Origin of the sequence: Thiohalorhabdus sp. Cl-TMA (assembly GCF_041821045.1) — a bacterium.
GTDB classification, from domain to species: Bacteria; Pseudomonadota; Gammaproteobacteria; order Thiohalorhabdales; family Thiohalorhabdaceae; genus Thiohalorhabdus; species Thiohalorhabdus methylotropha.
The window spans coordinates 30,816-56,320 of the sequence record NZ_JBGUAW010000011.1 but is presented as its reverse complement, the minus strand read 5'-3'; the positions used below and the strand labels follow the sequence as shown (position 1 = coordinate 56,320).

Annotated in this window: 28 protein-coding genes; 12 read left to right on the top strand and 16 right to left on the bottom strand. The window is 67.1% G+C overall.

Annotated elements, in window-relative coordinates:
* Positions 1-48 precede the first annotated feature (48 nt).
* The gene (locus ACERLL_RS15175) at positions 49-450 is read left to right on the top strand and encodes a SirB2 family protein (protein ID WP_373656948.1); all 402 of its coding nucleotides are present in this window, start codon (positions 49-51) and stop codon (positions 448-450) included.
* A gap of 16 nt (positions 451-466) precedes the next feature.
* Here the strand turns inward: ACERLL_RS15175 and ACERLL_RS15170 are convergent, their stop codons facing one another.
* A complete protein-coding gene (locus ACERLL_RS15170) occupies positions 467-1,060 on the bottom strand; it encodes a class I SAM-dependent methyltransferase (RefSeq protein WP_373656947.1) in 594 nt (197 codons plus the stop codon).
* 505 nt (positions 1,061-1,565) lie between these two features.
* On the opposite strand from ACERLL_RS15170, the gene ACERLL_RS15165 reads away from it, so the two are divergent.
* Positions 1,566-2,747, top strand: a complete 1,182-nt coding sequence (locus ACERLL_RS15165; protein ID WP_373656946.1) for a GNAT family N-acetyltransferase — start codon at positions 1,566-1,568, stop codon at positions 2,745-2,747.
* A gap of 41 nt (positions 2,748-2,788) precedes the next feature.
* Here ACERLL_RS15165 and rfbA read toward each other — a convergent pair whose 3' ends face one another.
* Together rfbA and rfbB are read right to left on the bottom strand one after the other, a co-directional pair.
* The gene (rfbA, locus tag ACERLL_RS15160; RefSeq protein WP_373656945.1) at positions 2,789-3,670 is read right to left on the bottom strand and encodes a glucose-1-phosphate thymidylyltransferase RfbA; all 882 of its coding nucleotides are present in this window, start codon (positions 3,668-3,670) and stop codon (positions 2,789-2,791) included.
* A gap of 114 nt (positions 3,671-3,784) precedes the next feature.
* Positions 3,785-4,858 carry a dTDP-glucose 4,6-dehydratase gene (gene rfbB, locus ACERLL_RS15155; protein WP_373656944.1) on the bottom strand — a complete coding sequence of 358 codons (1,074 nt, stop codon included), beginning with the start codon at positions 4,856-4,858 and terminating at the stop codon, positions 3,785-3,787.
* A gap of 636 nt (positions 4,859-5,494) precedes the next feature.
* Here rfbB and ACERLL_RS15150 point away from each other — a divergent pair.
* On the top strand, positions 5,495-5,893 hold the full coding sequence (locus ACERLL_RS15150; RefSeq protein WP_373656943.1) for an NINE protein: 399 nt from the start codon (positions 5,495-5,497) through the stop codon (positions 5,891-5,893).
* Between the two features lie 217 nt (positions 5,894-6,110).
* Entirely contained in the window at positions 6,111-8,018 is a 1,908-nt protein-coding gene (locus ACERLL_RS15145) for an ATP-binding cassette domain-containing protein (protein WP_373656942.1), read from the top strand.
* Positions 8,019-8,030: 12 nt separating this feature from the next.
* Here ACERLL_RS15145 and ACERLL_RS15140 read toward each other — a convergent pair whose 3' ends face one another.
* The 3 genes from ACERLL_RS15140 to ACERLL_RS15130 form a co-directional block, all read right to left on the bottom strand.
* Positions 8,031-8,483: a YaiI/YqxD family protein gene (locus ACERLL_RS15140; protein WP_373656941.1), complete on the bottom strand. Its 453-nt coding sequence runs from the start codon at positions 8,481-8,483 to the stop codon at positions 8,031-8,033.
* 72 nt (positions 8,484-8,555) lie between these two features.
* Positions 8,556-8,783 (bottom strand): diacylglycerol kinase family protein, encoded by a 228-nt coding sequence (locus tag ACERLL_RS15135; RefSeq protein ID WP_373657042.1) that lies wholly within the window; start codon positions 8,781-8,783, stop codon positions 8,556-8,558.
* On the bottom strand, positions 8,774-9,436 hold the full coding sequence (locus ACERLL_RS15130) for a diacylglycerol/lipid kinase family protein (protein ID WP_373656940.1): 663 nt from the start codon (positions 9,434-9,436) through the stop codon (positions 8,774-8,776). The genes ACERLL_RS15135 and ACERLL_RS15130 overlap by 10 nt, the downstream gene beginning before the upstream one ends.
* A 163-nt stretch (positions 9,437-9,599) precedes the next feature.
* On the opposite strand from ACERLL_RS15130, the gene ACERLL_RS15125 reads away from it, so the two are divergent.
* The 4 genes from ACERLL_RS15125 to ACERLL_RS15110 all read left to right on the top strand — a co-directional run bounded on the left by ACERLL_RS15125 (position 9,600) and on the right by ACERLL_RS15110 (position 11,491).
* Complete coding sequence (locus ACERLL_RS15125) at positions 9,600-10,352, top strand: polyphosphate kinase 2 family protein (protein WP_373656939.1); 753 nt, start codon at positions 9,600-9,602, stop codon at positions 10,350-10,352.
* A gap of 7 nt (positions 10,353-10,359) precedes the next feature.
* A complete protein-coding gene (locus ACERLL_RS15120; RefSeq protein ID WP_373656938.1) occupies positions 10,360-11,058 on the top strand; it encodes an HAD family hydrolase in 699 nt (232 codons plus the stop codon).
* 131 nt (positions 11,059-11,189) lie between these two features.
* Positions 11,190-11,354: a hypothetical protein gene (locus tag ACERLL_RS15115; protein ID WP_373656937.1), complete on the top strand. Its 165-nt coding sequence runs from the start codon at positions 11,190-11,192 to the stop codon at positions 11,352-11,354.
* Positions 11,351-11,491 (top strand): hypothetical protein, encoded by a 141-nt coding sequence (locus tag ACERLL_RS15110; RefSeq protein ID WP_373656936.1) that lies wholly within the window; start codon positions 11,351-11,353, stop codon positions 11,489-11,491. Before ACERLL_RS15115 ends, ACERLL_RS15110 begins: the two co-directional genes overlap by 4 nt.
* Positions 11,492-11,510: 19 nt before the next feature.
* Here the strand turns inward: ACERLL_RS15110 and ACERLL_RS15105 are convergent, their stop codons facing one another.
* Entirely contained in the window at positions 11,511-11,903 is a 393-nt protein-coding gene (locus ACERLL_RS15105) for a carboxymuconolactone decarboxylase family protein (RefSeq protein WP_373656935.1), read from the bottom strand.
* A gap of 156 nt (positions 11,904-12,059) precedes the next feature.
* On the opposite strand from ACERLL_RS15105, the gene ACERLL_RS15100 reads away from it, so the two are divergent.
* Positions 12,060-12,857, top strand: coding sequence for a hypothetical protein (locus ACERLL_RS15100; protein ID WP_373656934.1), 798 nt, complete (start codon positions 12,060-12,062; stop codon positions 12,855-12,857).
* Between the two features lie 130 nt (positions 12,858-12,987).
* Here the strand turns inward: ACERLL_RS15100 and ACERLL_RS15095 are convergent, their stop codons facing one another.
* The 4 genes from ACERLL_RS15095 to ACERLL_RS15080 form a co-directional block, all read right to left on the bottom strand.
* Positions 12,988-15,165 carry a TonB-dependent siderophore receptor gene (locus ACERLL_RS15095; protein WP_373656933.1) on the bottom strand — a complete coding sequence of 726 codons (2,178 nt, stop codon included), beginning with the start codon at positions 15,163-15,165 and terminating at the stop codon, positions 12,988-12,990.
* A gap of 228 nt (positions 15,166-15,393) precedes the next feature.
* Positions 15,394-15,843 carry a hypothetical protein gene (locus ACERLL_RS15090; protein ID WP_373656932.1) on the bottom strand — a complete coding sequence of 150 codons (450 nt, stop codon included), beginning with the start codon at positions 15,841-15,843 and terminating at the stop codon, positions 15,394-15,396.
* On the bottom strand, positions 15,840-17,024 hold the full coding sequence (locus tag ACERLL_RS15085; protein ID WP_373656931.1) for a PepSY-associated TM helix domain-containing protein: 1,185 nt from the start codon (positions 17,022-17,024) through the stop codon (positions 15,840-15,842). The genes ACERLL_RS15090 and ACERLL_RS15085 overlap by 4 nt, the downstream gene beginning before the upstream one ends.
* A gap of 134 nt (positions 17,025-17,158) precedes the next feature.
* Positions 17,159-18,334 (bottom strand): BaiN/RdsA family NAD(P)/FAD-dependent oxidoreductase, encoded by a 1,176-nt coding sequence (locus ACERLL_RS15080; RefSeq protein ID WP_373656930.1) that lies wholly within the window; start codon positions 18,332-18,334, stop codon positions 17,159-17,161.
* An 81-nt stretch (positions 18,335-18,415) separates the two neighbouring features.
* On the opposite strand from ACERLL_RS15080, the gene ACERLL_RS15075 reads away from it, so the two are divergent.
* The 3 genes from ACERLL_RS15075 (at position 18,416) to ACERLL_RS15065 (ending at position 22,759) form a co-directional block, all read left to right on the top strand.
* Complete coding sequence (locus ACERLL_RS15075; protein ID WP_373656929.1) at positions 18,416-19,633, top strand: MFS transporter; 1,218 nt, start codon at positions 18,416-18,418, stop codon at positions 19,631-19,633.
* Between the two features lie 141 nt (positions 19,634-19,774).
* Positions 19,775-21,883 carry a molybdopterin-containing oxidoreductase family protein gene (locus ACERLL_RS15070; RefSeq protein WP_373656928.1) on the top strand — a complete coding sequence of 703 codons (2,109 nt, stop codon included), beginning with the start codon at positions 19,775-19,777 and terminating at the stop codon, positions 21,881-21,883.
* Between the two features lie 3 nt (positions 21,884-21,886).
* Positions 21,887-22,759 carry a hypothetical protein gene (locus ACERLL_RS15065; RefSeq protein WP_373656927.1) on the top strand — a complete coding sequence of 291 codons (873 nt, stop codon included), beginning with the start codon at positions 21,887-21,889 and terminating at the stop codon, positions 22,757-22,759.
* Positions 22,760-22,772: 13 nt separating this feature from the next.
* Here the strand turns inward: ACERLL_RS15065 and ACERLL_RS15060 are convergent, their stop codons facing one another.
* The 5 genes from ACERLL_RS15060 to ACERLL_RS15040 form a co-directional block, all read right to left on the bottom strand.
* Positions 22,773-23,114: a hypothetical protein gene (locus ACERLL_RS15060; protein ID WP_373656926.1), complete on the bottom strand. Its 342-nt coding sequence runs from the start codon at positions 23,112-23,114 to the stop codon at positions 22,773-22,775.
* A 153-nt stretch (positions 23,115-23,267) separates the two neighbouring features.
* The gene (locus ACERLL_RS15055) at positions 23,268-23,471 is read right to left on the bottom strand and encodes a hypothetical protein (RefSeq protein ID WP_373656925.1); all 204 of its coding nucleotides are present in this window, start codon (positions 23,469-23,471) and stop codon (positions 23,268-23,270) included.
* Between the two features lie 34 nt (positions 23,472-23,505).
* Complete coding sequence (locus tag ACERLL_RS15050) at positions 23,506-23,799, bottom strand: thioredoxin domain-containing protein (RefSeq protein ID WP_373656924.1); 294 nt, start codon at positions 23,797-23,799, stop codon at positions 23,506-23,508.
* Between the two features lie 56 nt (positions 23,800-23,855).
* Positions 23,856-24,431 carry a hypothetical protein gene (locus tag ACERLL_RS15045; RefSeq protein ID WP_373656923.1) on the bottom strand — a complete coding sequence of 192 codons (576 nt, stop codon included), beginning with the start codon at positions 24,429-24,431 and terminating at the stop codon, positions 23,856-23,858.
* Positions 24,428-25,489, bottom strand: coding sequence for an AI-2E family transporter (locus tag ACERLL_RS15040; protein ID WP_373656922.1), 1,062 nt, complete (start codon positions 25,487-25,489; stop codon positions 24,428-24,430). Before ACERLL_RS15040 ends, ACERLL_RS15045 begins: the two co-directional genes overlap by 4 nt.
* Positions 25,490-25,505: the final 16 nt, after the last annotated feature.

The window sequence follows — 25,505 nt, the reverse complement described above, 5'->3', positions numbered from 1 at the left end:
CTTAATGGGTACCGCGAAGAATGCCCGCCCGTTGGTTCGGAGGCCGTCGTGACGGCGGCGGAAGTCTACCCGGCGGCCCGGGGCGTCCATCTGGCCGCCGTAGCCGTGACCTTCTCGCTGTTCGTCCTGCGGGGCGTCTGGATGCTGCGGGAGAGTGCCATGCTGCGACGGCCCTGGGTGCGTGTCGCTCCCCATGCCAATGACACGGTTCTGCTTGCCAGCGCCATCCTCCTGGCCTATGTCACCGGACAGGCTCCCTGGGCGCATGCCTGGCTGGCTGCCAAGCTCGTCGGGCTCGTGGTCTACATCGCCCTGGGAATGGTGGCCCTGCGGAGAGGGCGCAGCATGCGGGCGCGGGCCGCGGCCTGGGTGGCGGCCCTGGCCGTCTTCGGCTATATCGTCGCCGTGGCCGTGACCCGTCAGCCCCTTCCGGGATCGGGCCCGATGTGACGGTCCGGGGGGGCGGTCAGCGTCGGCAACGGTAGACGAAAGCCGGCGGCAGGTTGCGCCACACGACGGGACTGCGGCCCACCTGCGAGAAGTATTCCGGAAGCAGGCGCTGGAAGCGGTGCGCCCCCCGCACCGCGAAACCGCTCAGGTAGGCGAAGGTGGCGAAATAGCCGCCCTTGCGCAGGATGCCGGCGGTCTCATCGAGCAGCCGGGCTTGCAGGTCCGGCGAAAAGCTGGCCCAGGGCAGACCGCAGATCACCGCGTCCAGCTGTTCCACCCCCTCGCTCGCGCAAATGGCGGCGATGTTCTCCACCGAATCCACGTGCAGGTGCTCCCCGGGGAAGTGACTCCGGAACCGTCCTGCAAGCTCGGGGTCCCGCTCCACGGCGAAAAACCGTGCACCCTCCATGCGATTCGCCAGGATCTGCGCGGTGAAGGGGCCCGTTCCGGGTCCGTATTCCGCCACCGCGTCCACCGCGGTCCAGTCGATCCAGGAGACCATGGCCCGCGCCAGACCTGGGGAGCTGGGCGCGATGGCTCCCACGGCTCCCGGGTCCGAGGCGAACCGTGAAAAGAACTTGAAGGATTCGGCTAGGGGCTTTGGGCGCATGGCTCCCCGGTGGCTCCTTCCGTTGCCTGAAGAGTTTTGCCGCGCCCTAATGTACCGGATTTCGGGTCCTGACAGACACTCGGCATCAGGGTATCCGGTTCTTGGTACGCCTTCCGTCGCCCGCCTTGCCTAGGGGTTCCCCGTAACCTCCCCCGGAATCTCCCGCCTTATGTGGACCTTTCTACCTAGACCCCGGGATCTATTGTCAGTAAATTTTACAGCAAGTTGGCGATTAAGCCTAAAAGCGCCCTAGTTATGTATAGTAAATTTTACAATCAAACAGCGTAACCATGCTTATATGTGGCTAGCCCTTCTATTTTTGTAAAAACATTAATAATAGTTGTAAATAATTTCTTACAAAAATCGTTTTAAAAAGTAAACGGTGACTGTATAAATAAGTGAAGGGGGGCGGAAACTGAAAAATAAACAATACATAAGATTTCAGGAGGACTTTATGGGGCCTTTTCATCCTGATTCTGCCGATCCCGTTTCGGAAAAAAGGGACATGGCGGAGGCGCGCGAGGGCTTCCCGGCCACGAGGGAGGAGCTCACGCCAGGGAGCGGGAGCTGGGCCAGAAGTCCCCTCGGGATATGGGTCAACCCCACCACCAACTGGGATGAGGCGCTCCGTGAAGCGGACCGCGATGGCCGGCCCTTGAGCGGCCAGCGCTTTTTCCTGAGCCGGGACTGGCTCAGGAACCTCAGCAAAGTCGTCGATCTGGAAGGCGAGCCCATCCTTTTTTCCGCGCAGGCGCTCGGTTACTCCCTCGGCACCATCGCCTCGTTCCCCATGGTGTCCGCGGAATATCGGTGGCTTCGCCAACTGAGCGGATTCTCCCACCCGCATTCCCCGATGTTCGGGCCCATCCGGCACCTACCCGTGGGGAGCATGGAGGAAATTGCCCGGGCCTTCGTGGATACGGTGACGGCGAACAGGCCGTCCTGGGACGTTGTGGATCTGGCGAAGATGGACCCCTCCTCCGAAGCCTATACGGCCACGCGGGACGCCTTCTTGCACCGAGGCTGGCGGGTCCAGGAATTCTACTGCTTCGGCAATTGGTACCTGCCCTGTGAAGGACTTTCCTTCTACGAGTACCTGGCGGATAGGCCCTCGGTTCTGAAGAACACCGTACGGCGGAAGACCAGGAAGTTTTTGCGCAGCCCGGAAGCGCGGCTGGCCATCTACGATTCCACGGAAGGCGTCGAGGAGGCGGTGCGGGCGTTCGAGCGGGTCTGGGCGCGGAGCTGGAAACAGCCCGACCCCAATCTGCACGTAATCGCGGATTGGGCGCGGTTCTGCGCGGAGCAGGGCTGGCTGCGTCTGGGCGTGGCCTGGCTGGGCGAGACGCCCATCGCCGTCCAGTTCTGGATCGTGCAGGGCGGAGTCGCCACCATCTACAGGCTCGCCTATGACGAAGACTACAGCGGCTATTCGGCCGGTACTATTCTGACCGCGCACCTCATGGAACGGGTCCTCGACGGGGATATGGTCCGGGAGGTGGATTTTCTGGAAGGGGATGAGCCCTACAAGCGGCAATGGATGAGCCATCGCCGGGAACGGTGGGGAATGCGTGCCTTCAATTCCCGGACACCCGCGGGATTGGCCCAGGGCGCCTGGCACTTCGGGAGGAAAAAGGTGAAATCCCTGGCCAAGCCGGTACTGGATGCGTGCCGCGCGGGGCGATGAAGCCCCGTCCCTTCCCCGGACGGGGCGCGCCCATCAGGGTTTCAGAAGATCCGGTCCTCGGCGATGTTGAGGAGGTATTGGCCATAGCCGGTCTTGGCCAGGGTATGGGCGAGGGCACGTACCTGGCCGGCATCGATGAAGCCCATGCGGTAGGCGGTCTCTTCCGGGGCGCAAACCTTGAGGCCCTGCCGCTTCTCGAGGGTCTCGATGAAGGTCCCCGCCTGCATCAGCGATTCATGAGTCCCTGTGTCGAGCCAGGTGGTACCCCGCCCCATGACCTCCACGTTGAGCTTCCCCTCGCGCATGTAGGAGAGGTTCAGGTCGGTGATCTCCAGCTCGCCCCGGCTGGAGGGCTCGATTTCCCGGGCCTTGCGGCTCACTTCCGAGTCGTAGAAGTACAGGCCAGTCACCGCGTAGCGGGAGCGGGGCCTTTCCGGTTTTTCCTCGAGGCTCACCGCCTGTCCTTCCTCGTCGAAAGCCACCACGCCGTACCGTTCGGGATCGCTCACCGGATAGGCGAGCACCGTGGCGCCCTCGGTCCGGGCGGCCGCCCCGCTAATCAGCGGCCGCAGGTCGTTGCCGTGGAAGATGTTGTCTCCAAGGATCAGGGCGCTCGGGTGACCGTCGATGAAGGGCTCGCCTATGAGGAATGCCTCGGCCAGGCCATTGGGGCGTTCCTGGACGGCGTATTCAAGCTGGATGCCCCACTGGCTGCCATCCCCCATCAGGTCCCGAAACAGCGGCAGGTGCCGGGGGGTCGAGATGATCAGGATCTCGCGGATACCCGCCATCATCAGGGTGCAGAGCGGGTAATAGATCATGGGCTTGTCGAAAACGGGCAAGAGCTGCTTGGAAACCGTGTGTGTGACCGGATAAAGCCGGGTTCCGCTGCCACCGGCGAGGATGATCCCTTTCCGGTTCATTTCCGCGCTTCTCCAGGGTGTTCGGGCATAAGGGAGGGCGCCGCGGAGCGGCGGACGGGGCGGGGCCGGAAGCCGCCGGATCCCGGCCCGAGCAGCTTCCGGCGGGCGCCGGATTCATCCCGCCGCCCCCTGGCGAACGGGCTTCAGCCGCGTAACCTCGGATTCGGTGCGCGCGCAGACCTCGTCCAGCCACGTCCAATTCTCCAGGTACCAGCGGACGGTCTTCTCCAATCCGCTCTGGAAGCTCTCCCTGGGCGTCCAGCCCAGCTCGCCGGAGAGGCGTGAGTCGTCTATGGCGTAACGCCGGTCATGTCCCGGCCGGTCGGGCACGAAGCGGATCAGGCGCTCATAGGCGTATTCCGGATGCGGGGCCAGCCGGTTCAGGAGGCCGCACAAGGCATTCACCACCTCGAGGTTGGTTCGCTCGCTCCGTCCGCTGATGTTGTAGGTGCGGCCAATCCGGCCCTCTGCGAGCACATGCCGGAGCGCGCGGGCGTGATCCTCCACGTACAGCCAGTCCCGGACCTGATCGCCGCTGCCGTATATGGGCAGGGGCTCTCCGAGCAGGGCGTTGCGGATTACGAGGGGGATGAGCTTTTCCGGGTACTGGAAGGGACCGTAGTTGTTGGAGCAGTTGGTGAGCAGTACCGGCAGCCCGTAGGTGCGCTGCCAGGCCCGGACGAGGTGGTCGCTGGAGGCCTTGGTGGCGGAATAGGGCGAGCTCGGGGCATAGGCGGTGTCTTCACTGAATGCGGGGTCCTCCGGAGCCAGCTCCCCGTACACCTCGTCGGTGGAGATGTGATGGAAGCGGAATTGGGCCCGCTGTCCGGGAGGGAGGCTGCTCCAGTGGGTGCGCGCGGCCTCCAGGAGCGCGTAGGTGCCGAATATATTGGTCTTGATGAAATCCCCGGGCCCGTGGATGGAGCGGTCCACGTGGGATTCCGCCGCCAGATGCATGACGGCGTCGGGACGATGCTTCCGGAACAGGCGCTCCATTTCCCGGAAATCGCAGACATCCGCCCTCTCGAAGATGTGCCGCGGATGGAAACGGGTGTCGCCGAGGGCGGCGAAGTTTCCCGCATAGGTCAGCTTGTCCACATTGATGACGGTGCAGTGCGTCTCCGATACCAGTTGGCGCACGAGGGCGGAGCCAATGAAGCCCGCTCCGCCGGTTACCAGGACCCGCATGTCAGTTTCCCCGCACTCGGAATGAATTGCTGCCGGAATAACCGGGCTCGTCTGTCCGTCCTCACCGGTCGGCGCCCTTGCTCCGGGCCTCCGAACCGCATGGCTATTCTTGAAAATAGCAAATCGGGTGCCAGAGCTTCGGCCGGGCTTGCTTTCCGTAGAACTTGCCGAAAATGCAGGGGTTTTCCAGGCGGCGAAAGTAGCGTCGGCCGCGGACAGGCAGTTGCTCCGGGCGCAGGCGGGTCGAAATGTAAAAAAAATCCCCGTCCTCCGGCTTTGACTTGCCGCCGCCACAGGCAATGGGGGAATGACCGAAAACTGTTTATTTTCAAATATTTATATGGAATCTCCGGCACGGGCGATTGCCGAAGCCCGCGTCCGTGCGATGTAAAGTTTACGAAATGCCCGCTCGCAAATTTCCCGAAAACCGGACGGCAGTCCGGGCCCAGCTCCGGGGCTGGAAAATATGTTGAAAATGCCTTTATCCTAGGGGGTTACACGTCTTAAATGGTCGCTTTAGGGGCTCCGGGCCTTCTTTCGGGCCGGTGTTTTTTCGCGTTGTCCGTCGGTAATTGGCCGGCATGGAAGGAAATCCGCTCCCTGCGTGCTCTGCGCCTTGTCATACAGGGGAAATTCATGAACACCCACAACAAGCTGATGGGCTATGTCCTCTGGATCTTCGGATTCATGGGCGCCCATCGCTTCTACTTCGGCAAGCCGGTAACCGGGACTCTGTACTTCTTCACCCTGGGTCTGTTCTTCATCGGCTGGATCGTGGACCTGTTTCTCATTCCTGCCATGGACCGCAGTGCGGACCTGCGCTTCCGGGAGGGCGCCAAGAACTACAATATTGCCTGGATCCTGCTGACCTTCCTGGGGGTATTCGGAGTACACCGGTTCTACCTGGAAAAATGGGTGACCGGACTGCTGTACCTGCTCACCGGGGGCGTCTTTCTGCTCGGGGTGCTTTATGATTACTGGACCCTGAATGATCAGGTCAGCATCATCAACACCGAAGGCGGCGCGCTCCGCTAAGGCGGCGCGCTCCGCTTCTGAGGTGGCCCAGCGCGGCTCGTGGGGGGGGGCGCCTCGGACCTTCCCGGCGCGGGATCGGTCTCATACCGGTGGTACCCGAAAAGGGCCGATCCCCTATGGGATCGGCCCGGGCATGGTGGTTACCATTCCTGGCTCCGGGCACCGCCGCGGGCGGAAATGTCCCCTTCACTTCTCAGATCGGCAACGGATTCCCTGAATGGCCCTGATTACCCTGAGCAACGTCGAGATCAACGTCGGTGGTCCGCATCCCCTGCTGGAGGACGCGGAGCTGTCCGTGGAGGCCGGGGAGCGCATCTGCATTGTGGGCCGCAACGGCGCGGGGAAGTCCACGCTGCTCAGGGTGCTGGCCGGCGAGGTGGAGCCCGAGGAAGGCGAGGTGCGGCCCCAGCCCGGCCTGCGGGTGGCCAAGCTTACCCAGGAGGTGCCCACCGGCACGGGCGGCACGGTGTACGACGTGGTTTCCCATGCGCTCGGACACATCGGCGAGCTGCTGGCCGAGTTCCATCGCCTCAGCCAGAGCCTGGAGACCGCCGAGGACGCCGAGGCCCTGGGCCGGGTCCAGGCGCGCATTGACGAGGAGAGCGGCTGGGACGTCAATTCCCGGATCAGCGAGGTGATCACCCGGCTGAACCTGCCCGAGGACGCCGACTTCGCCACGCTCTCCGGGGGCATGAAGCGACGGGTGCTGCTGGGCCAGGCCCTGGTGCGGCGGCCCGACCTGCTGCTGCTCGACGAGCCCACCAACCATCTGGACATCGACAACATCACCTGGCTTCAGGACTTCCTGAAGGGGTTCGGTGGGGCGCTGGTGTTCGTCACCCATGACCGCAGCTTCCTGCGCGCCCTGGCCACGCGCATCGTGGAGATCGACCGCGGCGGGCTTACGAGCTGGCCCGGGGACTACGACAATTACCTGCGTCGGCGGGAGGAGCGCCTGAACGCCGAGGCCCAGGAGCAGGCCCGCTTCGACAAGAAGCTGGCGGAGGAGGAGGCCTGGATCCGCCAGGGCATCAAGGCCCGTCGCAAGCGCAATATGGGACGGGTGCGGCAGCTCCAGGAGATGCGCAAGCAGCGCGCCCAACGCCGCGAGCAGCAGGGCACGGCGCGCATGGAGGCCTCCCGGGCCGAGAAGACCGGCAAGCGGGTAGTGGAGGCGGAAGGCCTCACTTTCGACTACGGCGACCGGCCCATCGTCCAGGATTTCTCCACTATCATCGGCCGCGGCGACCGCATCGGCATCGTGGGGCCCAACGGCTCGGGCAAGACCACCCTGATCCGGCTGCTCCTCGGCGAGCTGGAGCCGCAGTCGGGCACGGTGGAGACCGGGGCCAACCTGCAGGTGGCCTACTTCGACCAGCAGCGGGCCCAGCTCGACGAGGACGCCACCGCCGCCGACAATGTCACCGACGGCGGCGAGTACGTGACCATCAACGGCAGCCGCCGGCACGTCATCGGCTACCTCCAGGATTTCCTGTTCACCCCCGACCGGGCGCGGGCGCCCATTACCCGGCTCTCCGGCGGCGAGCGCAACCGGCTCCTCCTGGCCCGGTTGTTCGCCACGGACTCCAACGTCCTGGTCATGGACGAGCCAACCAACGACCTGGATATCGAGACCCTGGAGCTGCTCGAGGACCTGGTGGCCAACTACGCGGGCACCGTGCTGATCGTCTCCCACGACCGGGCCTTTCTGGACAACGTGGTCACCAGCCTTTTGGTGCTCTCCGGAGACGGTGCCGTGGAGGAGTTCATCGGCGGCTACTCCGAGTACCTGGAGCGGCAGCCGCGGGAGAAGCCCGCCGGAGGCGGCAAGCCGCGCAAGGATCCGGCGGCGGGCCACGCCGGGGAAGAAGCGAAAGCGCCGCCGGCAGAAGGACGCAAGCGGCTGAGCAACTGGGAGCGCAAAGAGCTGAACGAGCTCCCCGATCGCATCGAGGAGCTGGAGGAGCGCATCGGAACCCTCACCGAGCGACTCGGTGACCCGGGCATCTATCAGGATCCGGAGGTGGACGTGGACGGCCTCAACGAGGCGCTGGCCGCCGCCCAGGCGGAGCTGGACGCCGCCTACGGGCGCTGGGAGGAGCTGGAGAAGCGGGAGGCGGGGTGAGGCGGCAGGGGCCTACTGGTGGCCCTGACGGGCCAGCCAGCGGTCCAGGGCGTTGGCAAAGGCCTGCCGGTCCCGGTCGCTCTGCGGCGACGGGCCGCCGCCGGCCAGGCCGGCGCCCCGCATCTGCTCCATGAAGTCCCGCATGGAGAGCTGCTGGCGGACGCTCTCGGCGGTGTAGTGCTCGCCGCGCGGGGAAAGGGCGGTTCCCCCGTTCTCCACCACCTCCGCGGCCAGCGGGAGGTCGGCGGTGACCACCAGATCGCCGGACGCCATGTTCTGCGCGATGTAATTGTCCGCCACGTCGGCCCCGGCACTCACGCGAACCGTCGAGGCCCGGGGCGCCTTGGGCTCGGGCAGGTCGCGGTTGGCCACCAGCACTACCGGCGTTTCCGTGCGGCGGCTGGCGCGCAGGGTGATCTCGCGGATGGCGTTTGGGCAGCCGTCGGCGTCGATCCAGATGGTCATAGCGGCCTCTGCGGACAAGGACGGCGGCCATTCTAATGGAGCCGTGGAACGGATAGAAGTCGGAGCTTGCGGTCAGGGCTCAGCGGCGACGAAGCGGAGGGCGCCCGGAACCACCGCGAAGCGCGCCTCCCGCATGCGGTGAAGCTCACCGTCCAGGCTTAACAGGAAGTCGTGGCCGCAGGTGACCTCCACGGTGGGGGTGCTCTGGGCGCTGACCAGCTCGCTCTCCGTGTAGTCCCCGGCCAGCAGCTTGAGGACCACGGGAATGAGGGTGGGGCCCGGGGCCTGTTTCACGGCCACCGCCTCCAGCAGGCCGTCCCGCGGGTCGGCTGTGGGCGCCACGGTGATCCCGCCCCCGCGGTCCGGCCGTTGGCGATGATCAGGTTCAGTACCGTGAGCCGTTCCTCGGAGCCCGAGGTGTAGCGGAGGGTGACCTCGTAGCCCGGCATATCGGCCACGCTGTCGGCGGCTCCCCGAAGATAGGCCAGCGGTCCCCAGGCCTGCTTGGTCCGGTTCCCCACGGCTTCCGTGACGTCGCCGCTGAAGCCCCCGGCGCAGACATTGACGCAGAACAGCGGCTCGCCGCCGGTATCCACCTGCAGCAGGTCCAGCGGCCGGGGCGCTCCCGTGCAGGCCAGCTCCAGGGCCTCCGCCGGATCGAAGGGGATGCCGAGGGTGCGGGCCAGGTCGTTGCCCGTGCCCAGGGGAATGAGGGCCAGCGGCGGGCGCTGGAAGTCGCCCCGCATGGCGTTGACCACCCGATGCACGGTGCCGTCGCCGCCGGCGATGAGGAGGCGCTCGCAGTCCAGGCGCGCCTCCCGCAGGATGCGGTGCAGCTCGGCGGGGGTCTCCGGGGAGAGGACTCGGATGCCCGCTCGCTCGATGGTGGGCCCGAGGGCCTCGATCCGTTCCGCCGAGCCGGAATGGGGATTCTTCAGCAGCCATTTCGTCATCGCGCACCCGCAGGAAATTGATGGCCCGTTCCTTCCTGTTAAACCACGATGGGCAGGATGCGGTACAGGGCGGCGACCGGTCGGCGGAACCCGGGAGCCGGCCGCTTTTCCAAGAGACTGTTCCGGCGCCGCGCCGGAGCCCGAACGGAGGAACCGGCGCACCATGCTCGAGGACCTGGACCTGAGCCGCCATCTGGCCAAGGATGACTACAAGCGTCACCTGAAGGCCCTGCAGATCGACTTGATCCGCCTCCAGCAATCGGTAATGCGGGAGGGGCTGCGGGCCATGGTGGCCCTGGAGGGTATGGATGCCGCCGGAAAGGGCGGCGCCATCCGGCGTATGGCGCACTCCATGGACCCGCGTGCCTATCGGGTGTACCGCGTCGGGCCCCCCGAGCGCCAGGAAAAAGCCCGCCACCATCTCTACCGCTTCTGGACCAAGGTCCCCCTGCCGGGGGAGATGGCGGTCTTCGACCGCTCCTGGTACGGAAGGGTGCTGGTGGAGCGTGTGGAAGGGCTGGAGGAGCCGGCGGTATGGGAGCGAGGCTACCGGGAGATCAACGACTTCGAGCGGACCCTGGCGGATTCGGGGGTGGTCCTGGTGAAATGCTGGCTGCACATCGATCCGGACGAGCAGCTCCGCCGCTTCAACCGGCGCCTGGCCGACCCGCTGAAGGCCTGGAAAATGAGCGAGGACGACTGGCGCAACCGCGAGAACTGGGACGCCTACATGGCCGCGGTCGAGGACATGTTCGCCCAAACGTACAGCGAGTGGGCTCCCTGGACGGTGATCCCCGCCAACGATAAGCGCTACGCCCGCATCCGGGTTCTCCAGGCCGTCAGCGATGGCCTGCGCCGCCGCGCGGAGCGGGATGGCCTGGAATGCCCCGATCCGGAGCCGGTTCGTATCGAATAGGGAAGCCATGTACCACCCAGCAAGGATCCTCTCCTTCGACCTCGATGAAACCCTCTGGCCCTGCCGGGAGGTCATCGCCCGGGCGGAAAGCGCGCTGCACGGCTGGCTTGACCGGCATTACCCGCGGATCACCGCGGAGTTCGACGTGGCGGCCATGCGGGCCGTCCGGGTGCGGATGGCCGATGACCGGCCGGACCTGGCCGCCGATCTAACGGCGCTGCGGGCTGCCGCCCTGCACTGGCACGTGGAGCGGGCGGGATACCCGCCCGAGGTGACCGAGGCGGCCATGGAGGTCTTTCTGGCGGAGCGCAACCGGGTGACCCCCTTCGAGGAGGTGCCCGAGGTGCTGGAGCGCCTGGGTGCCCACTACCCCCTGGTTGCGGTTACCAACGGCAACGCGGATATTAGCCGCACCCCGCTCGCGGGGATCTTCGACCTGGCCTTGTCCGCCGCCGACGTGGGCGCCCAGAAGCCGGATCCGGCCATGTTCCGGGCGGTCTGCCGGGAGCTGGGCGTGCCCGCCTCGAACCTGCTGCATGTCGGCGACGATCCGGTGCGCGACGTCCAGGCCGCGCGGGACTTCGGCGCCCAAGCCGTCTGGGTCAACCGCGACGGCGCGCCCTGGCCCGAGGAGCTCGTGGAGGCCCACCACGAGCTTACCTCCCTCCACGGGCTGCCCGCCCTGCTGCTCGGGAAGCCCGCCTGAAGCGGTGCCGCGGCGGCCCCCGAGGAACAGTCCGTCATGCTCTCCATCCTCTCCCTCATCCTGGCCCTGTCGTTTCTGGTCACCCGGGTCGCGGACGTTCCGGCCTGCTGCATCTGGGCGGGGAGTACATGGTGAGCGAGCTCAACGTCCAGCCGGGTGACTGGCTCGTCGAGCGGCCCCTGGGGGAGCTGCGCTTGCGCGACGAGGGCCTTCTGGTGCAGGCCTTGGAGTGCCGGGAGGGCGCCTTCCTGAGCGTGCCCGATTTCGCGACCCGCATCCGGCCCGGCGCAGCGTGATCCTCTATGGCCGCGGTTCGGCCCTGCAGCGGCTCGATGAGCGGCGCAGGAACTGGAATGAGGACACCAGCCGCCGGGCCGCGCTCGATGAGCAGCGGGCGGCGGAGCGGCGCGAGAAGGGGGAGGGTCCGGAATAACGGAAGGCGCCGCCGGTACCTAGCCTTCCGTTCCGGCGTCGGCCTCCCGGAAGGCCTCCCGCGCCGCGGCGGCCCCGTTCATGGCGGCCGGGAAGCCGGCGTACACCGCCATCTGGACGATGACCTCCATGATCTCGGATCGGGTCAGGCCGACGTTCAGCCCGCCGCGGATGTGGGCCTTGAGCTGGGGCTGCGCATTGCCCTGTGCGGTGAGTGCCGCGATGGTGGCGATCTGACGGTCCCGGAGGTGCAGTCCCTCGCGTCGGTAGATGTCCCCGAAGGCGAACTCGAAGATGTAGCGCGCCAGCTCCGGAGCCACGTCCTCCAGGGCCTGCACCACCTCCCTGCCGTGCTCGCCGTGGATCTCCTCCAGCTTCTCCCGCCCGCGCCGGTAGCGCTCCGATTCCGCCATTACCCTTTCTCCCGTTTCTGTCGCATTCCCGCGTATGCTGCCCAATGAAACCCTTTCCCTTCCAGGGGAATAGGGGGTGTCCTATACTTGGTCCGTCCCCGCGGGGACAGTCTACGGGCTACCAGGACATATAACGGGCGAAAGGGGAAAAGCGATATGCGGAAAACCAAGCTCATGGCGGGTACCGGCGGCGCGGCCTGTCTCTTCTTGACCGCCTGCTCGGCGGTGGATGCCGTGCACACCGCCGTGGACAAGGCGACGGACGCCGCCGTCCACGGCATGACCGGCAAGCGGAGCACCGGGGGCGGCGGGACCGCCGGCGCGACCCCGCCGCCCGCGGCCCTGCACGGCTACACCATGGGGGTTTTCCAGGCCGTCTTCCATCTGGGCGGTTACCAGATGGCGGTGGCCGAATTCGAGCCCGGGGACTATATCCGCTGGCAGGCCCGGGGATACGGGGAGCAGGGGCAGTGGTTCAAGAAGAGCCTGCTAAAACGCCTCGACGACGGCCGGGAGTGGTGGCGCGTGGTCACCCATACCGGTGACGGCGACGAGGTCGTCATGGAGGCCCTGCTCAGCGCGCCGCGGGGGGACGGCGTGCGCGGGATCCGGCGGCTCAAGGTCCAATGGCCCGGCGAGCAGCCCCGGGAGGTCCCGATCACCGAGCAGGAGGCCAGCCGCTGGGCCCTGGGCAGCCCCCGGAAGCTCACCGAGGAGAGCTACAAGGGCCTGAAGGTGGGCGTGGAGAACGTGAACGTCCCGGCGGGCACCTTCACCGCCGACCATCTGAGCACCGGCGCTTCGGGCCAGTCCGGCACCATGCACTGGTGGGTAACGGATCGCGTTCCCGGCGGCATCGTCAAATTCGAGTGGAAGGGCGAGGATGCTTCGCGGGTAATGGCCTTGAAGGACCACGGCAACGGCGACACCGTCTCCCGGTTGGGGGCCTTCTAGGGCGGACGAAAAAGGCGACCGGCATACCGGTCGCCTATCCCCCGCCGCTGCGGAGGCGGGCCTCGGGGCAAGAGGCTGCCCGTCATCCGGAAGGGAGCGGGGCCGGCGCCTGACACGCCGGCTTCGCAGGCTAGAAATCGTAGGTCACGCTTCCCTTGATGTAACGCGGCATGCCGTAGCTGCAGGTTGCGGTCGGGGTGGTCCCGTTGCAGTAGACCTTCTGCTCGTCGAGGAGGTTGTTGGCGCTGAGCTGGGGCTCCGCCCCCCGCCACCGGTACCGGACCGAGGCGTCCACCTTGGTTACGGCCGGATTCTCGAAGGTGTTCTCCGCGTCACCGTAGAACTTGCCGTTGTAGCGTACCCCGCCGCCAAAGCCGAGCCCTTCCAGGGGGCCGGCTCGGAAGGTGTAGTCCAGCCACAGCTTGGCCAGTTGCTCGGGCGTGTCGGGAAGCTGCTTGCCTTCCTCCGTCGAGGCGGCCCCGGCTTCCACTACTTCCACATCCTGGTAGGTATAGCTGGCGATGGCCTGGAAGCTGGTGGTCAGGTCCGCGGTGAGTCCCAGCTCCACGCCCCGCGACCGCGTTTCGCCGACCTGGATGCTCCGCGTGCTGTTGTTCGGATCGGTCACCAGCTCGTTCTGGCGGGTGATCTCGAACACTGCCGCGGTAGCGGAGAGGTTGTAGGCCGTCGGCTGCCAGCGGGTGCCGATCTCGTACTGGTGGGCGGTGATTGGCTCGTAGTCCTCGCCGGTAACGCTGTCGCTGCCGTACTGGGGCGTGAAGGACTCGGAATAGCTGGCGTAGGGCGCCCAGCCGCCGTCGGCGAGATAGATCGCACCGGCGCGCAGGGACAGTGCGCTCTGGTCGTCCCGTTCGCTGCCGGTGGTTTTCTCCGAAACCCAGTCCTGCCGTGCGCCTAGCGTGGTTACCCAGCGCTTCGTCCACTCGATGTGGTCCTGGAGGGACAGGCCGGTCTGGTCGGCCTTGGTGGTCTCGCTCGCGAACGTGAAGTCGGGGCGTGTGAAGCTGGCGTATTCCGGGTCGTACAGATCCAGCTCGGAGATCGGATTATTGTAGCCGGTATCCCGGGTGTCATACGTCAGTGTCTTGTAGTCCACGCCCGCCAGGAGCGTATGCTCGGTTACCCCGAGCCGCCAGTCGGAGATCAGTCGGTTGTCCACGGTGGTTGTTTCGGCCTCGTCGTAGCGGATTCGCTGGGCACGTTCGATGGTGCGGTCGTTGGGACCGCTGATATAGGCCGCGTAGTAATTGCGGAAGGTGTCCTTGATGTCGTACTCGACATTGCGGTACCGGGCGTTCTGGCGGAAAGTCCACCGTTCTCCGAAGCTGTGCTCCAAAATGTAGCCCACCGAATACTCTTCCGAGTCGTATCCGTCGAAGTCGGGCTCGCCGATGTAGCGGTTGTCCGGGACCGAGCCGTGTGTGGTGGAGCCCTTGGTGGCGGCGCGCGGGAAGGCCCGCCAGGGGTAGCGCGTCCCGTTCTTCTGGTAGCTGGTCAACAGGGTCAGCGAGGTGTCTGCGGTGGGCGCCCAGGTCAGGGCCGAAGCCACGTAGATGCGGTCGTTGTTGACGTAGTCGATATGGCTGTCCGACTCCTGCCAAAGGGCGGTCAGGCGATAGCGCAGCGTTCCATCGCCGGTCAGGCTGTCGCTGATGTCTGTGGTTGCCTGCTTGTGGTCGTAGGAGCCGTATTCGGCGCCCACCCGATACAGCGGTTCGTCGGTTGGCCGTTTGGTGACCAGGTTGATAACGCCGCCGGGCTGTCCCTTGCCGTAGAGTACGGAGGAGGGTCCCCGAAGCACCTCCACCCGCTCCACGCCGAACAGTTCCACCGGCGTATCGTACGGCATACCGGCCTGGACCTGGGGTCCGTCGCGGAAAACCGCGTTCTGCCCGGAGAAGCCGCGGATGTTGACGTTGTAGGAATCGATGACGGCCTGCGAGGCCTGGTCCGAGATGTATACCCCCGGCGCGTATTCCAGGGATTCGGTGAGGCCGTCGTCGCCGCGGTCGTCCATCTGCTCCCGGGTGATGACCGTCGCCGATTGCCGTGTCTCAATGAGCGGAGTGTCCATCTTGGTCCCCACCGAGCTGCCGGGGGCCACATAGCCGTCTTCCGGTCCCCAGGAGCCGGGCGCACCGGTTACGTCCACCGGCTTCAGGGGGATCGATTTGCTCGTTTCGCCGCTGTTCCCGGTCTCCTGCGCGTCAGCGGGATCCTGCGTTTCTTGGGCGGTTTGCGCGTGGCCCGGAGCCGCCACCAGAAAGGTGGCCGCGACCCCGAGCAAGACCAGCGATCCGGGCCGGGATCGTCCGGCGGTCCCTCCAGGGTGATCGGGACTGGACCACGCTTCTGATCAGGAAGTCTTACCGCGGTTGACCGGTTTCGCGGAGAACATCTCTTAGGGCGCTTTTGCGCGCCGTGGCGGGAATTCTTTTCAGGGTTTTCCGGAGAGGTCCGTGAGGTGGGGCAAGGCCCGATGGTGACAGATGGGAGGCATCCGAAGGATGGGCCGCTAGGGCCGTTCGGGCAAAGGCCAGGACGCGTGATGGACCTCGCCGTCCCAGGTCTGGACGGTCAGCCAGAGGCGGTCGTCGGCGCCCGGCTGCGGCGGGTAGGGGGCGTGGACGTGCCGGGCGGCGCCGTGACCGTGCAGGACACCGGCGGCGTCCGCCGGAATCGTGGGCGGGGCCGGGGCCGCGCGCAGATGGGCGCTACGGATCCGTGCCGCGCAGCCCTCGCACAGACGCACCCTGAAGTCCTTAACGAACATGCCGTCGTGGCGATGGGGGGGACCGTCATCCAGGGGCCGCGGCGCGGCGGTCACTGGACCCGCCCGGTGCTCCGGCCAGGGCGCCGGGAGGGGGGCGGGGGTCAACCTGTCATACAGGAACCATACCGGGGCGAGCAGTACCAGGCCGTTGATGAGGTACTTCCAGCGCGCGGGTTGCCGGTGCTTGGTCATGTGCGGGCGTCCTCCAGGTCCATGGAAGCTGTCGGCCCGGCCTCGCTGCCACGCCGGGTCCGGTCCTTGGACACGTCGCGCGTCGCTACCGCCGTCCGCCTGGTCCAGATCAGGAAGCCGGTGATGGACATGCCGGTGAGCAGCAGGCCGAACACGAACCAGACGATCTTCGTCCAGAGACCGCCCAGGGTGCCGTAATGCAGCGGGTCCGCGATGTGGGCGATGGTCTGCATCGGTCCCATCCCGGCCGGCTGACGGCTCTGCGCCACCGTACCGGTCCACGGGCTGATGAAGGCGCGATAGGCGAAGTCATCGTAGAGGAAACCGGGGCCGGAGCCCGCGACGTCGAAATGCCCCCGGTTGTGCTCCGGGAACGCGACCCAGGTGGGCTCGATCCCGGGATGCGCCTGCCGGGCCGCGGCGAGGGCCCGGGCGACGGAAATGTGCTCAGGAGGCTGGTGGTCGGTCTTCGGCACGTCAGCCAGCGCCACCGGCTCGGGGCGCTCCCACGCCGAGATGCCGTTGTGCCACAGGATTCCCTGGGTCAGGTACCACAGCCCCGTCAGCCCCATCACCAGCAGGAACCAGAGCGACCACACCCCGCCGAGGCGGTGCAGATCGCCGAGAAATGCGCGGCTGCCCCGGTCGGTCCGGACCCTGGGCTGGGTCAGGGCGCGCCAGAAGCGTTTGTAGATCACCGGACCGGTGATCAAAGCGCCCAGGACTACCAGGGACATGGCCCCCACCAGGTAATAGCCGATGCTGTAGCTGTTCTGCCAGGGGAAAAGCAGCCAGCCGTGCAGGGAGCGCATGAATTCGATGAAGGTGATCCCCGAGCCGAGCTCCTGGACCGCCCCGGTGTATTGGTTCACGTAGGCCAGGTTGTGCGGGCTGTCGGGGCTGCTGAACTTGATCGCGGTGATCAGGTAGGGCTCGAGGGTCATCACCCGGGCGATCTCCGCATCGGGCACTTCCCGCCGGACCGCTTCCACCAGCTCCGGAATGGGCTTCGCCGGCGCGTCGCCGGGGTTGAGGGCCCGGGCCTCGGGATTGGCCAGCCAGGTGATCTCGTGGCTCATCACCGCCAGCGTGCCGGTGAGGCAGATAAAGCAGAAAAGCAGCCAGATCGGCAGGGAAAGCCAGCCATGGACCAGGAGCCACAGGCGACGATTCAAGCGCATAGGACGGCATCCGTAGCGGTCGGGAGAAAGGGCGGCCGGCACGGTCCGATCGGGGACCGTGGGGGGGCGCGACGAGTAATTATAAACGGGAATTGTTCTCGTTAACAATTCGTCGCTGTTCCGGGCTTCCCCGGCTAGACTGCTGTCCCCGCCGCGTGGCCGGAGGCCCAGGCCCACTGGAAGTTGTGTCCACCCAGGTGGCCGGTGACGTCCACCACCTCTCCGATGAAGTACAGACCGGGATGGCGCTTGGTCTCCAGGGTCTTGGAGGACAGCTCGGCCGTGTCCACGCCGCGGAGGGTGACCTCGGCCGTCGCGTAGCCCTCCGTGCCCGATGGCTTGAAGGTCCACCGGTGCAGCCGCTCCTCGGCCTTCTCCAGGTCCGATTCGCTGAGCCGGGCCAGGGGCTTGTCCGGGACCCAGTGCGCGCACCAGCGCTGCGCCACCCGTTTGGGGAGAAAGTCGCCGAGGAGGTTCTTGAGGTGGAGATGGGGATGGTTGCGGCGGGCGGCCTCCACGGTTTCCCGCAGGTCCAGCCCGGGGAGGAGATCGAGGGTAACTGCTTCGCCGGGCTCCCAGTAGGTGGAGGCCTGGAGCATGGCGGGTCCGGAGAGTCCGCGGTGGGTGAACAGGGCCGCCTCCCGGAAGCTCGCGCCGCCGCAGCGCGCTTCCACGGCCACCGAGATCCCGGCCAGGTCCGCGAGCTTCCCGAGCAGCTTGTCGGGCAGGGTGAAGGGCACCAGCGCGGCCCGGGTGGGCAGGACCCGCAGGCCCAATCGCTCCGCAAGCTCCAGGCCGAAGCCCGTGGCCCCCATGCGGGGAATGGACAGGCCCCCGGTGGCGATCACCAGAGCGTCGCAGGTGAATGGGCCCAGGCCGGTGGTGATCCGGTGCGGTGCGTCCACCTCCAGATTCGTCACCGGGCACTTGGTCCGGACCTCCACGCCCCCTTCCCGGCATTCCGCCAGCAGCAAGCCGACGATATCCCTGGCCTTGCGGTCGCAGAAGAGCTGGCCGTCCTTCTTCTCGTGGTAGGGGATGCCGTGCCGTTCCACCAGGGCGATGAAGTCCCACTGGGTGTAGCGGGCCAGGGCCGATTTCATGAAATGGGGGTTGGCGGAGCGGAAATGCTCGGGGCCGGTGTGGAGGTTGGTGAAGTTGCAGCGGCCGCCTCCGGACATGAGAATCTTCTTGCCCACCTTGTTGGCGTGGTCAACAACCAGTACCCGCCGGCCGCGCTGGCCGGCGGTGGCGGCGCACATGAGCCCGGCGGCGCCGGCGCCGATGATGATCACGTCATAGTGGGACACGCCTCGCTCCGTCTCCTCGGGGAGGAGCAGAGGGTATCATTCCGGAACCGGAAACGACCCCGATGCGGAACGGAGCGCAGCATGCCCGAAGCAGATTCCTCCGCGCAGCGTCGGCCGGAGGCCTCCGCCGACGTGGAGGTGCCCCCCTGGGTGCTTCCCGCCATCGTCCTCGGCCAGGTGCTGGCCACCTCCGTGTGGTTCGCCGCCAACGCGGTCATGCCCGAGCTGCAGAGCCGCTGGGGCATGGAGGGTGGCGAGGGCCTGGTGACCACGGCGGTGCAGCTCGGCTTCATCAGCGGAACCCTGGTTTTCGCCCTCCTGGGTGTGGCTGACCGCTTCCATCCGGCCAACGTGTTCCTGGGGTCGGCGCTGGCCGCCGCCGCTTCCAACCTTTCCGTAGCGGGCTTCCCGGGCATGCTGGAGGCCGTGCTCGCGGCGCGGTTCCTCACCGGATTCTTCCTGGCCGGGGTCTATCCGCTAGGCATGAAGATCGCCGCCGGCTGGTACCGGGGCGGGCTGGGGCGGGCCCTGGGGTTCCTGGTGGCGGCCCTGGTGCTGGGCACCGCGGCGCCCCATCTGGTCGGTGCCCTGGGCGGGAGCTGGGACTGGCGGATGGTGCTGCTCGTTTCCTCCCTGGCGGCTACCGCCGGCGGGCTGCTGGTGTGGCGGGTCCCGGAGGGGCCCCATACCGCCCGGGGCGGGCCGGTGCGATTCGGCGGGGTGCTGCGGGCATTCCGGCACCCCGGGTTCCGCGCCGCGGTGCTCGGCTACTTCGGGCACATGTGGGAGCTGTATGCCTTCTGGGCCTTCGTGCCGGTCTGGCTGGCGGCGCACGGCCTGCCGGGACAAGCGGTAGGGCTGGCGAGCTTCGGTGTCATCGCCGCAGGGGCGCTGGGCTGTGCCGGGGGCGGTGCCGTGGCGGCACGGCTGGGCAGCGGACCGGTGGCCCTGGGCCAGCTCTCCGTATCCGGCCTGTGCTGTCTGGCGTCGCCCCTGCTGTTCGGCGCGCCGGCCGGCGTCCTGGTCGCTTTCCTGTTGGTCTGGGGCGTGACCGTGGCCGGGGACTCGCCGCAGTTCTCCGCGCTGAATGCCCGCTACGCGCCCCGGGAGCTCGTGGGGTCGGCCCTGACCCTCGCCAACTCCATCGGCTTCGCCGTCACTATTGCCAGCCTGAGCCTCCTGGCCGCCGCACGTTTTCTGCTTCCCCCGGCCCTCCTGCTGCTTCCCCTGGCGGTCGGTCCCCTGTTCGGCCTCTGGTTCGGCCGGCGCCTTTGGCTCCGTGAACCGGACCGGGGGTGAGAACGGCGCCCGAATGCGAACCGCGCGTGCCTTTTCTTCGGTCCGTCCCGGATGGATATGCCAGAATATTCGCTTTTTTGGCTCGGGAATTCGGCAACGACCCCCGATAAGGGGCATATCGGCATAAATGAAAGGGCATGCATGGGGGCGGAAGGAACCACCTGGAAGCGCACCACCTGCTACGAATGCGACGCCAACTGCGCCTTCGACGTGGCCCTGAACCGGGCGGGGCAGGCCGTGGACCTGAAGGGACCGAACTGTCCCCGCGGCACGGCTCAGCTGGAGCGGGAATACCATCCGGAGCGGCTGCTCCATCCGCTCAAGCGGGTGGGCCCCAAGGGCAGCGGCCGCTTCGAGCGTATCTCCTGGGACGAGGCCCTGGACACCATTGCCGGACGCCTCTCGGAAATCCGGGAGACGCACGGCGCCGAGCAGGCGGCCTTCTTCGCCGGCTACACCAAGGAAGCCCGTCCCCAGCTCCAGCGCCTGGCCCACGCCTTCGGCTCGCCCAACTACCTCACCGAGTCGGGGTGCTGCTTCTCGGCCACGCTGGCGGCGGAGAAGCTGACCCTCGGCTACCGCCTCAAGTCGGCCAGCCTCCTGGAGGCGGAGGAAACCCGCTGCCTGCTGGTGTGGTCCACCAATCCGCCCGCTTCGGTGGTGCCTTTCGAGGACCACCACGCGGCCCGGTCCAAGGCGGGGCGCGCCATGGTGGTGGTGGACCCCCGGCGCACCGAGACCGCCGAGGCCGCCGACATCCACCTGCAGATCCGCCCCGGCACCGACGGCGCCCTGGCCCTGGCCTTTCACAACGTGATCTTCGAGAACGGCTGGGCGGACGAGGCCTTCCTCAAGCGCTGGGCCCTGGGCTGGAACAGCCTCAGGGATTACGCCCGAGCCTTTTCGCCGGAGCACGTATCCCGCATCTGTGGGGTGGATGCCGACGCCATCCGCCGGGCGGCGGAGCTCTACGCCACCTCCGGTCCGGCACAGATCGCCCTGTCGCCTACCGCTACCGTGCAGCACAGCAACGGCTTCCAGAATCACCGGGCCATCGTCCTGCTGCCCGCCGTAACCGGTAATCTGGACATACCCGGCGGCAACCGCTTCTTCCTGGACAAGGTGCGGCCCAAGCCCATCGACCTGTTCCGGGAGACCATCGGGGAGCTGCCGCCGCGCCTCGGCGAAGAGCGGTTCCCCGTCTGGACCCGGTACTGGCCGGCGGGGCAGAGCATGCTGCTCCCCGACGCTATCCTTACCGGGCAGCCCCAGCCCATCCAGGCACTCTTCGCCATCGGTATCAACGCCTCCATGTGGCCCAACAGTCGGCGCATGCTGGCGGCCCTGGAGGCCCTGGATTTCTTCGCCTGTTCTGATTTCTTCCTGACCGAGACCGCGAAGCGGGCGGATATCGTCCTGCCGGCGGCCACCAACCTGGAGCGGGAGGCGCTGGTGGCGTATCCCGGCTGTCAGTTCCGGGGCGAGGTCCGGTACCGTCAGGCGGTTCTGGCGCCGCGCGGCGAGGCGCGGCCCGATGCCCGGATCGCCTTGGATCTGGGCGTCCGGCTGGGCATGCCGGAGCGGTTCTGGCACGGCGACCTGGCCGCTTCCTGGGCGGAGGCGGCGGAGGGGCTGACCGAGGAGGTGCGCCGGCGGGCCTACGAGGACCCGGACGGGGCCATGGTCTTCTCCGATGTGCTCGAAGAGGAAGGCTTCGCAGGCGAGCGGCTCTACGAGCTGCGGGGCTTTCCCACTGCGAGCGGCCGCATCGAATTCGACTCCCAAGAGCTGCGCGGGGCGGGCTATGATGGCCTGCCGGTCTACCGCGAGCCGGCGGAGAGCCCCTTGGCCAGTCCCGCGCTGGCGGAGGACTACCCCTTCGTCCTCACCAGCGGCGGCCGAAGCAAGTACTACACCCACTCCCAGCAGCAGCGCTTTCCCGGGCTGGCCGCAAAGGATCCCGTGCCGCGGGCGCAGATCCATCCCTGGGATGCCGATGCGCAGGGCATTCGGGACGGCGCGGATGTGGTGGTGCGCACGCCGCGCGGGGCCGTCACGTTCACGGCCGAGGTGACGGATGCGGTGAAGCCGGGTGTCGTGCATTGCTTCCACGGCTGGTCCAAGGCGGACGTGAACCAGCTCACCGACCACCTCCACCTCGACCCCATCAGTGGCTTCCCGCCCTTCAAGTCCGGGCTGTGCGCCCTGGCGCTCGGGGAAGCTGCGGAACCGTACGCAATGGGGGAATGAAGGATGCCTTTCCACGGGGTTGCGCCGGAGCGCCGCTTCATTTTCGAGGCCGCCGAGCCGTTGGCGGATCTCGGCGTGAGCGACGAGGCGGCCTGGCGCCTCAATCCGGCGCACCGCTGGCTCTATAACAAGCTAGATCTGGCCCTGTCGCAGGGGCTGGTCGCCGCCCCGGCCGGCGTGGAGCCACCTGAGATGGGCCTGAAGCCTACGGAGCCGGTATTCGTGCGGCCCATCACCAACCTGGCCGGCATGGCCGTCGGCGCGCACAAGGTCCAGGCGGGTAGCATGGCGCATGCCCCGGGCACCTTTTGGTGCCGGTACCTGGAAGGGGAGCAGAGCAGCACGGACTGCCTGGTGCGGGAGGGGGAGGTGCTGTGGTTCGCGCACACCGTCGCCGGGGACGAGTGGGTGGACGGCCGCCCGGTCTACTGGCAGATCGGCGTGCCGCGACCGGAGAACGAGCGGGTCCTGTCCGAGTGGGTGGCCGCCAACCTACCCGGGTATACGGGGATCTGCAACTTCGAGCTGATCGGGGCCACCATCATCGAAGCCCATCTGCGCGGCTCCAACGGCTTCTTCGACTTCTACGGCCCGGGCTTCGTCCCTGCCTGGGTGGCACTGGCGGATGAGGGGGTCTGGCGGGATCCGGGACCGCCGCCCGGCGGTTTCCTCTTTTCCCTGTTTACCCGGCGGGGCGAACGGCTGGGGCTGGAGCTCAGCCGGGCGCAGGATCTGGCCGAGGGAGGAGTCAGCGTGGCCATGGACCTGGACGCCGACGGCCGTCCGGCCAACGGCCGGGTGGCCATCGTCCGGAGCCGGGATTTCCGGACCGGACGTCGGGTCCTGGAAAACCTCGGGGCCACACTAACACCCTGAGGCGGCAAGGGGCCTACCGCTCTGCCTGCCGGGTGCCTGCGCGGTCCTGACCCCTGCAGGTGGCCATAACCGTGGACGGCCAGGTCTCCGGCGGGATCCGCTCGGCCCGGTAGACGGTGCGTATGACGTCCGTGACCATGATGCCCACCACCGTGTCCATGCCCAGCTTGAGCAGGGTGGCCAGCGGGACCCGGCCCTCGTCCCGGTACTGGGCGATGTGCTTGTAGAGGTTCCCCAGGGCCTTACAGGGCTTCTCCTGAGAGGCGGGCCGGGGCTCGAGCGGTTCGCTATCGGCGATGTAGGCTCCGCTCGGCAGGGAAAAGGTCAGCAACAGGATGCCGAACAGCCAGCGCATCGGTAACCTCCTGGCGGGCGCCCCACGGTGCCCTCCCGGTCGGGATTGGGGGGCAGCATGGAAGGACCCGTCTCGGTAACAAGTTAGCGCTTACTATAAGGGAAAACCCCGAACCTCGCGACATAGTTCCCGTACGTAACCGAGGGTGCACCCTTAGCGGCGCAGCGGCCAGGGCTCAAGGGTCCGTGCCTCCGGGTCGTAGCGCATGATCCGGTGGTTGTAGGTGTCCGCGATGGCCAGGAGGTCCGGGCGCCAGGGGGCGATTCCCAGCACGTGCTGGAGGCCTGCCACGGGGAAGGGCCCGTCCCGGTCGCCGAAGGTGAACAGGCCTTCACCGATCAGGGTGGCCACCTGCATGGCCTCCAGATCGAGCTTCCGGGCCGCGGATCCTTCAGGGTTTGTCGCCGTATTCCGCCTTCAGGCGCTCGATATCGGCGAGCACGTAGAGGCAGTTGATGCAGCCGTAGGCCCAGAAATCGAGGAGCACCACCTTCCCGCGCAGGTCCTGCAGGGTCAGGGGGTGCTCCACATTGAGCCAGGGCAGCCGGTCGGGGAATTCCGGGGCCCGCGAGGTCTGGGGCTCCGAGCTGGCGACTCCGGCAAGCAGGGGCAGGGCGAACAGGGCCACGAAGCGCCAGACCCGTCGTAGCAGGGTGCCGCAAAGGATGGTTGCCGGTAGGGGCATGACCGCCTCCGGGTAGGGGGACCACGGCGAGGGGCGCGGCGGGAGGCCGGTGGCTCCTAGAAGGCCTCGGCGGGGGAGCGCTGCGGCTCGCGGGCGTGCTCCTCGGCGAGCACGATCTCGGCGCCGTAGGTGAAGCCCTCCTGCCAGAGCAGAAGCTGGGCCACCCGGTTTTTCCGGGACCATTGATGGGTCACCACCCGCTCGTCGTTCTCGAAGTCCCGTGGCCCGATTTCTTCGATCTCCAGAAAGGTCCGGTCCGGCTCGCCGAAGCGTGTTTGCAGGGTGTCGAGAGCGAACCGCAGCTGGTCGTGGATCACCGGGCCCACGTCATTGGGCGAGGCCTGATCGCGGAATTGCAGGGCGATCTCCACCAGTTTCCCGTCCTGGAAACGCGGGTGGACGTAGAGCTGGTAGCCGCCCAGGGTCACCTCGTAGAGCGGAAAGCCCTGGAAAAAGCGGGCGGCAATGCGACGAAAGTGCTCGTCCTCGGACAGGGCCCGTTTGGCCTCGTCCCGGGTCTGGCCGAGCTTGAGGCTGTAGACCCCCTGGATCTCCGGTGCCGACCGCGCCGGAGCGGCCCAGAAGGCCGCCATCAGGAGGAGGAGGAGTCCGGCGAGCGCGCGGAAGGTCATTGGGGGGCTTCGGTCCATTCTCGCCATACGGTCATCAATACGGACAGGATGATGGGGCCGATGAACAGGCCGATGAGCCCGAAGGCCAGGCCTCCACCGATTACCCCGAAGAACACCAGCAGGAACGGAATCCGGGTGGAGGCGGAAATAACCATGGGCCGGACCAGGTTGTCCACCCAGCTCACCACCAGCATCCCCCACAGCAGCAGCCCGATGCCCGCCACCCAGTGGCCCTGCCCGACCAGGAGAACGCTCGCCGGAACCCAGACAATAGGGGCGCCGAAGGGAATCAGCGCCAGCAGGGCGGTGGCGGTTCCCAGCAAGGCGGGGACCGGCAGGCCCACCACCGCGTAGGCGATCCCCGCCAGGAGTCCTTGTGCCAGGGCGGTGAGGATGAGGCCGAAAAGCACCGCGTTGAGGGTCTGCGTCACCGCCGGCAGGTAGCCCCAGAGCCGGTCGAAGCCGATGCGCACCCCGGCGCGGCGGGTCTGCTCCACCAGCGCGTCGCCGTGCAGATAGAGGAAGAACACCGTGAGCAGGGCTATGCCCAGCTTTACGATGTTCTTGGCGATCTCGCCGGCCCATTCCCGGATCATGCCCGTGGACCGCTGGGCCCATTGGAGCAGGTTCTCCTGGAGGACTTCGGGGTTATGGATCAGGGTCTGGAGCTTGGCGGCCACCGTCGGCCCCACCAGGGGGATGCCCACGAGGAATTCCAGCAGGGGCGTGTGGTTCTGCTCGGAGAAGTTCTTCAGGGCCTGCATGGCGGTGGCGGACTCGGCGGCCAGGGAAAGGCTGATGAGCACCACCGGACCGAACAGCAGCAGGATCATGCCCAGGGTCATCACCAGACTGTTGATGATCGGCCGGTTGGGGAAACGCTTCGCCAGCTGCCGATAGAGGGGGGAGGTGGCGTAGACCAGGATGGCCGCCCACAGGATGGGAACGATGAAAGGCCGCAGAACCCAGTACGCCCCCACCAGCAGGGCGCCCAGGCTGATCAGGGCTGCAGCCCGCTGTGAGAAATTCAGGGGGGCCTGTTCCGCTCCGCTTGCCACGCTCCCGCTCCGAAGA

Excerpts from the sequence above, each read along its gene's own strand:
- ACERLL_RS15045 (WP_373656923.1), bottom strand. The coding sequence starts at position 24,431 with ATGACCTTCCGCGCGCTCGCCGGACTCCTCCTCCTCCTGATGGCGGCC.
- ACERLL_RS15060 (WP_373656926.1), bottom strand. The coding sequence starts at position 23,114 with ATGCGCTGGCTGTTCGGCATCCTGTTGCTGACCTTTTCCCTGCCGAGC.
- ACERLL_RS15140 (WP_373656941.1), bottom strand. The coding sequence starts at position 8,483 with ATGACCATCTGGATCGACGCCGACGGCTGCCCAAACGCCATCCGCGAG.
- ACERLL_RS15055 (WP_373656925.1), bottom strand. The coding sequence starts at position 23,471 with ATGCAGGTGGCCACCCTGATCGGTGAAGGCCTGTTCACCTTCGGCGAC.
- ACERLL_RS15130 (WP_373656940.1), bottom strand. The coding sequence starts at position 9,436 with ATGACGAAATGGCTGCTGAAGAATCCCCATTCCGGCTCGGCGGAACGG.
- ACERLL_RS15150 (WP_373656943.1), top strand. The coding sequence starts at position 5,495 with ATGAACACCCACAACAAGCTGATGGGCTATGTCCTCTGGATCTTCGGA.
- ACERLL_RS15165 (WP_373656946.1), top strand. The coding sequence starts at position 1,566 with ATGGCGGAGGCGCGCGAGGGCTTCCCGGCCACGAGGGAGGAGCTCACG.
- ACERLL_RS15085 (WP_373656931.1), bottom strand. The coding sequence starts at position 17,024 with ATGCGCTTGAATCGTCGCCTGTGGCTCCTGGTCCATGGCTGGCTTTCC.
- rfbA (WP_373656945.1), bottom strand. The coding sequence starts at position 3,670 with ATGAACCGGAAAGGGATCATCCTCGCCGGTGGCAGCGGAACCCGGCTT.
- ACERLL_RS15065 (WP_373656927.1), top strand. The coding sequence starts at position 21,887 with ATGCCTTTCCACGGGGTTGCGCCGGAGCGCCGCTTCATTTTCGAGGCC.
- ACERLL_RS15075 (WP_373656929.1), top strand. The coding sequence starts at position 18,416 with ATGCCCGAAGCAGATTCCTCCGCGCAGCGTCGGCCGGAGGCCTCCGCC.
- ACERLL_RS15125 (WP_373656939.1), top strand. The coding sequence starts at position 9,600 with ATGCTCGAGGACCTGGACCTGAGCCGCCATCTGGCCAAGGATGACTAC.
- ACERLL_RS15050 (WP_373656924.1), bottom strand. The coding sequence starts at position 23,799 with ATGCCCCTACCGGCAACCATCCTTTGCGGCACCCTGCTACGACGGGTC.
- ACERLL_RS15100 (WP_373656934.1), top strand. The coding sequence starts at position 12,060 with ATGCGGAAAACCAAGCTCATGGCGGGTACCGGCGGCGCGGCCTGTCTC.
- ACERLL_RS15120 (WP_373656938.1), top strand. The coding sequence starts at position 10,360 with ATGTACCACCCAGCAAGGATCCTCTCCTTCGACCTCGATGAAACCCTC.
- ACERLL_RS15105 (WP_373656935.1), bottom strand. The coding sequence starts at position 11,903 with ATGGCGGAATCGGAGCGCTACCGGCGCGGGCGGGAGAAGCTGGAGGAG.
- ACERLL_RS15070 (WP_373656928.1), top strand. The coding sequence starts at position 19,775 with ATGGGGGCGGAAGGAACCACCTGGAAGCGCACCACCTGCTACGAATGC.
- ACERLL_RS15170 (WP_373656947.1), bottom strand. The coding sequence starts at position 1,060 with ATGCGCCCAAAGCCCCTAGCCGAATCCTTCAAGTTCTTTTCACGGTTC.
- ACERLL_RS15145 (WP_373656942.1), top strand. The coding sequence starts at position 6,111 with ATGGCCCTGATTACCCTGAGCAACGTCGAGATCAACGTCGGTGGTCCG.
- ACERLL_RS15090 (WP_373656932.1), bottom strand. The coding sequence starts at position 15,843 with ATGACCAAGCACCGGCAACCCGCGCGCTGGAAGTACCTCATCAACGGC.
- rfbB (WP_373656944.1), bottom strand. The coding sequence starts at position 4,858 with ATGCGGGTCCTGGTAACCGGCGGAGCGGGCTTCATTGGCTCCGCCCTC.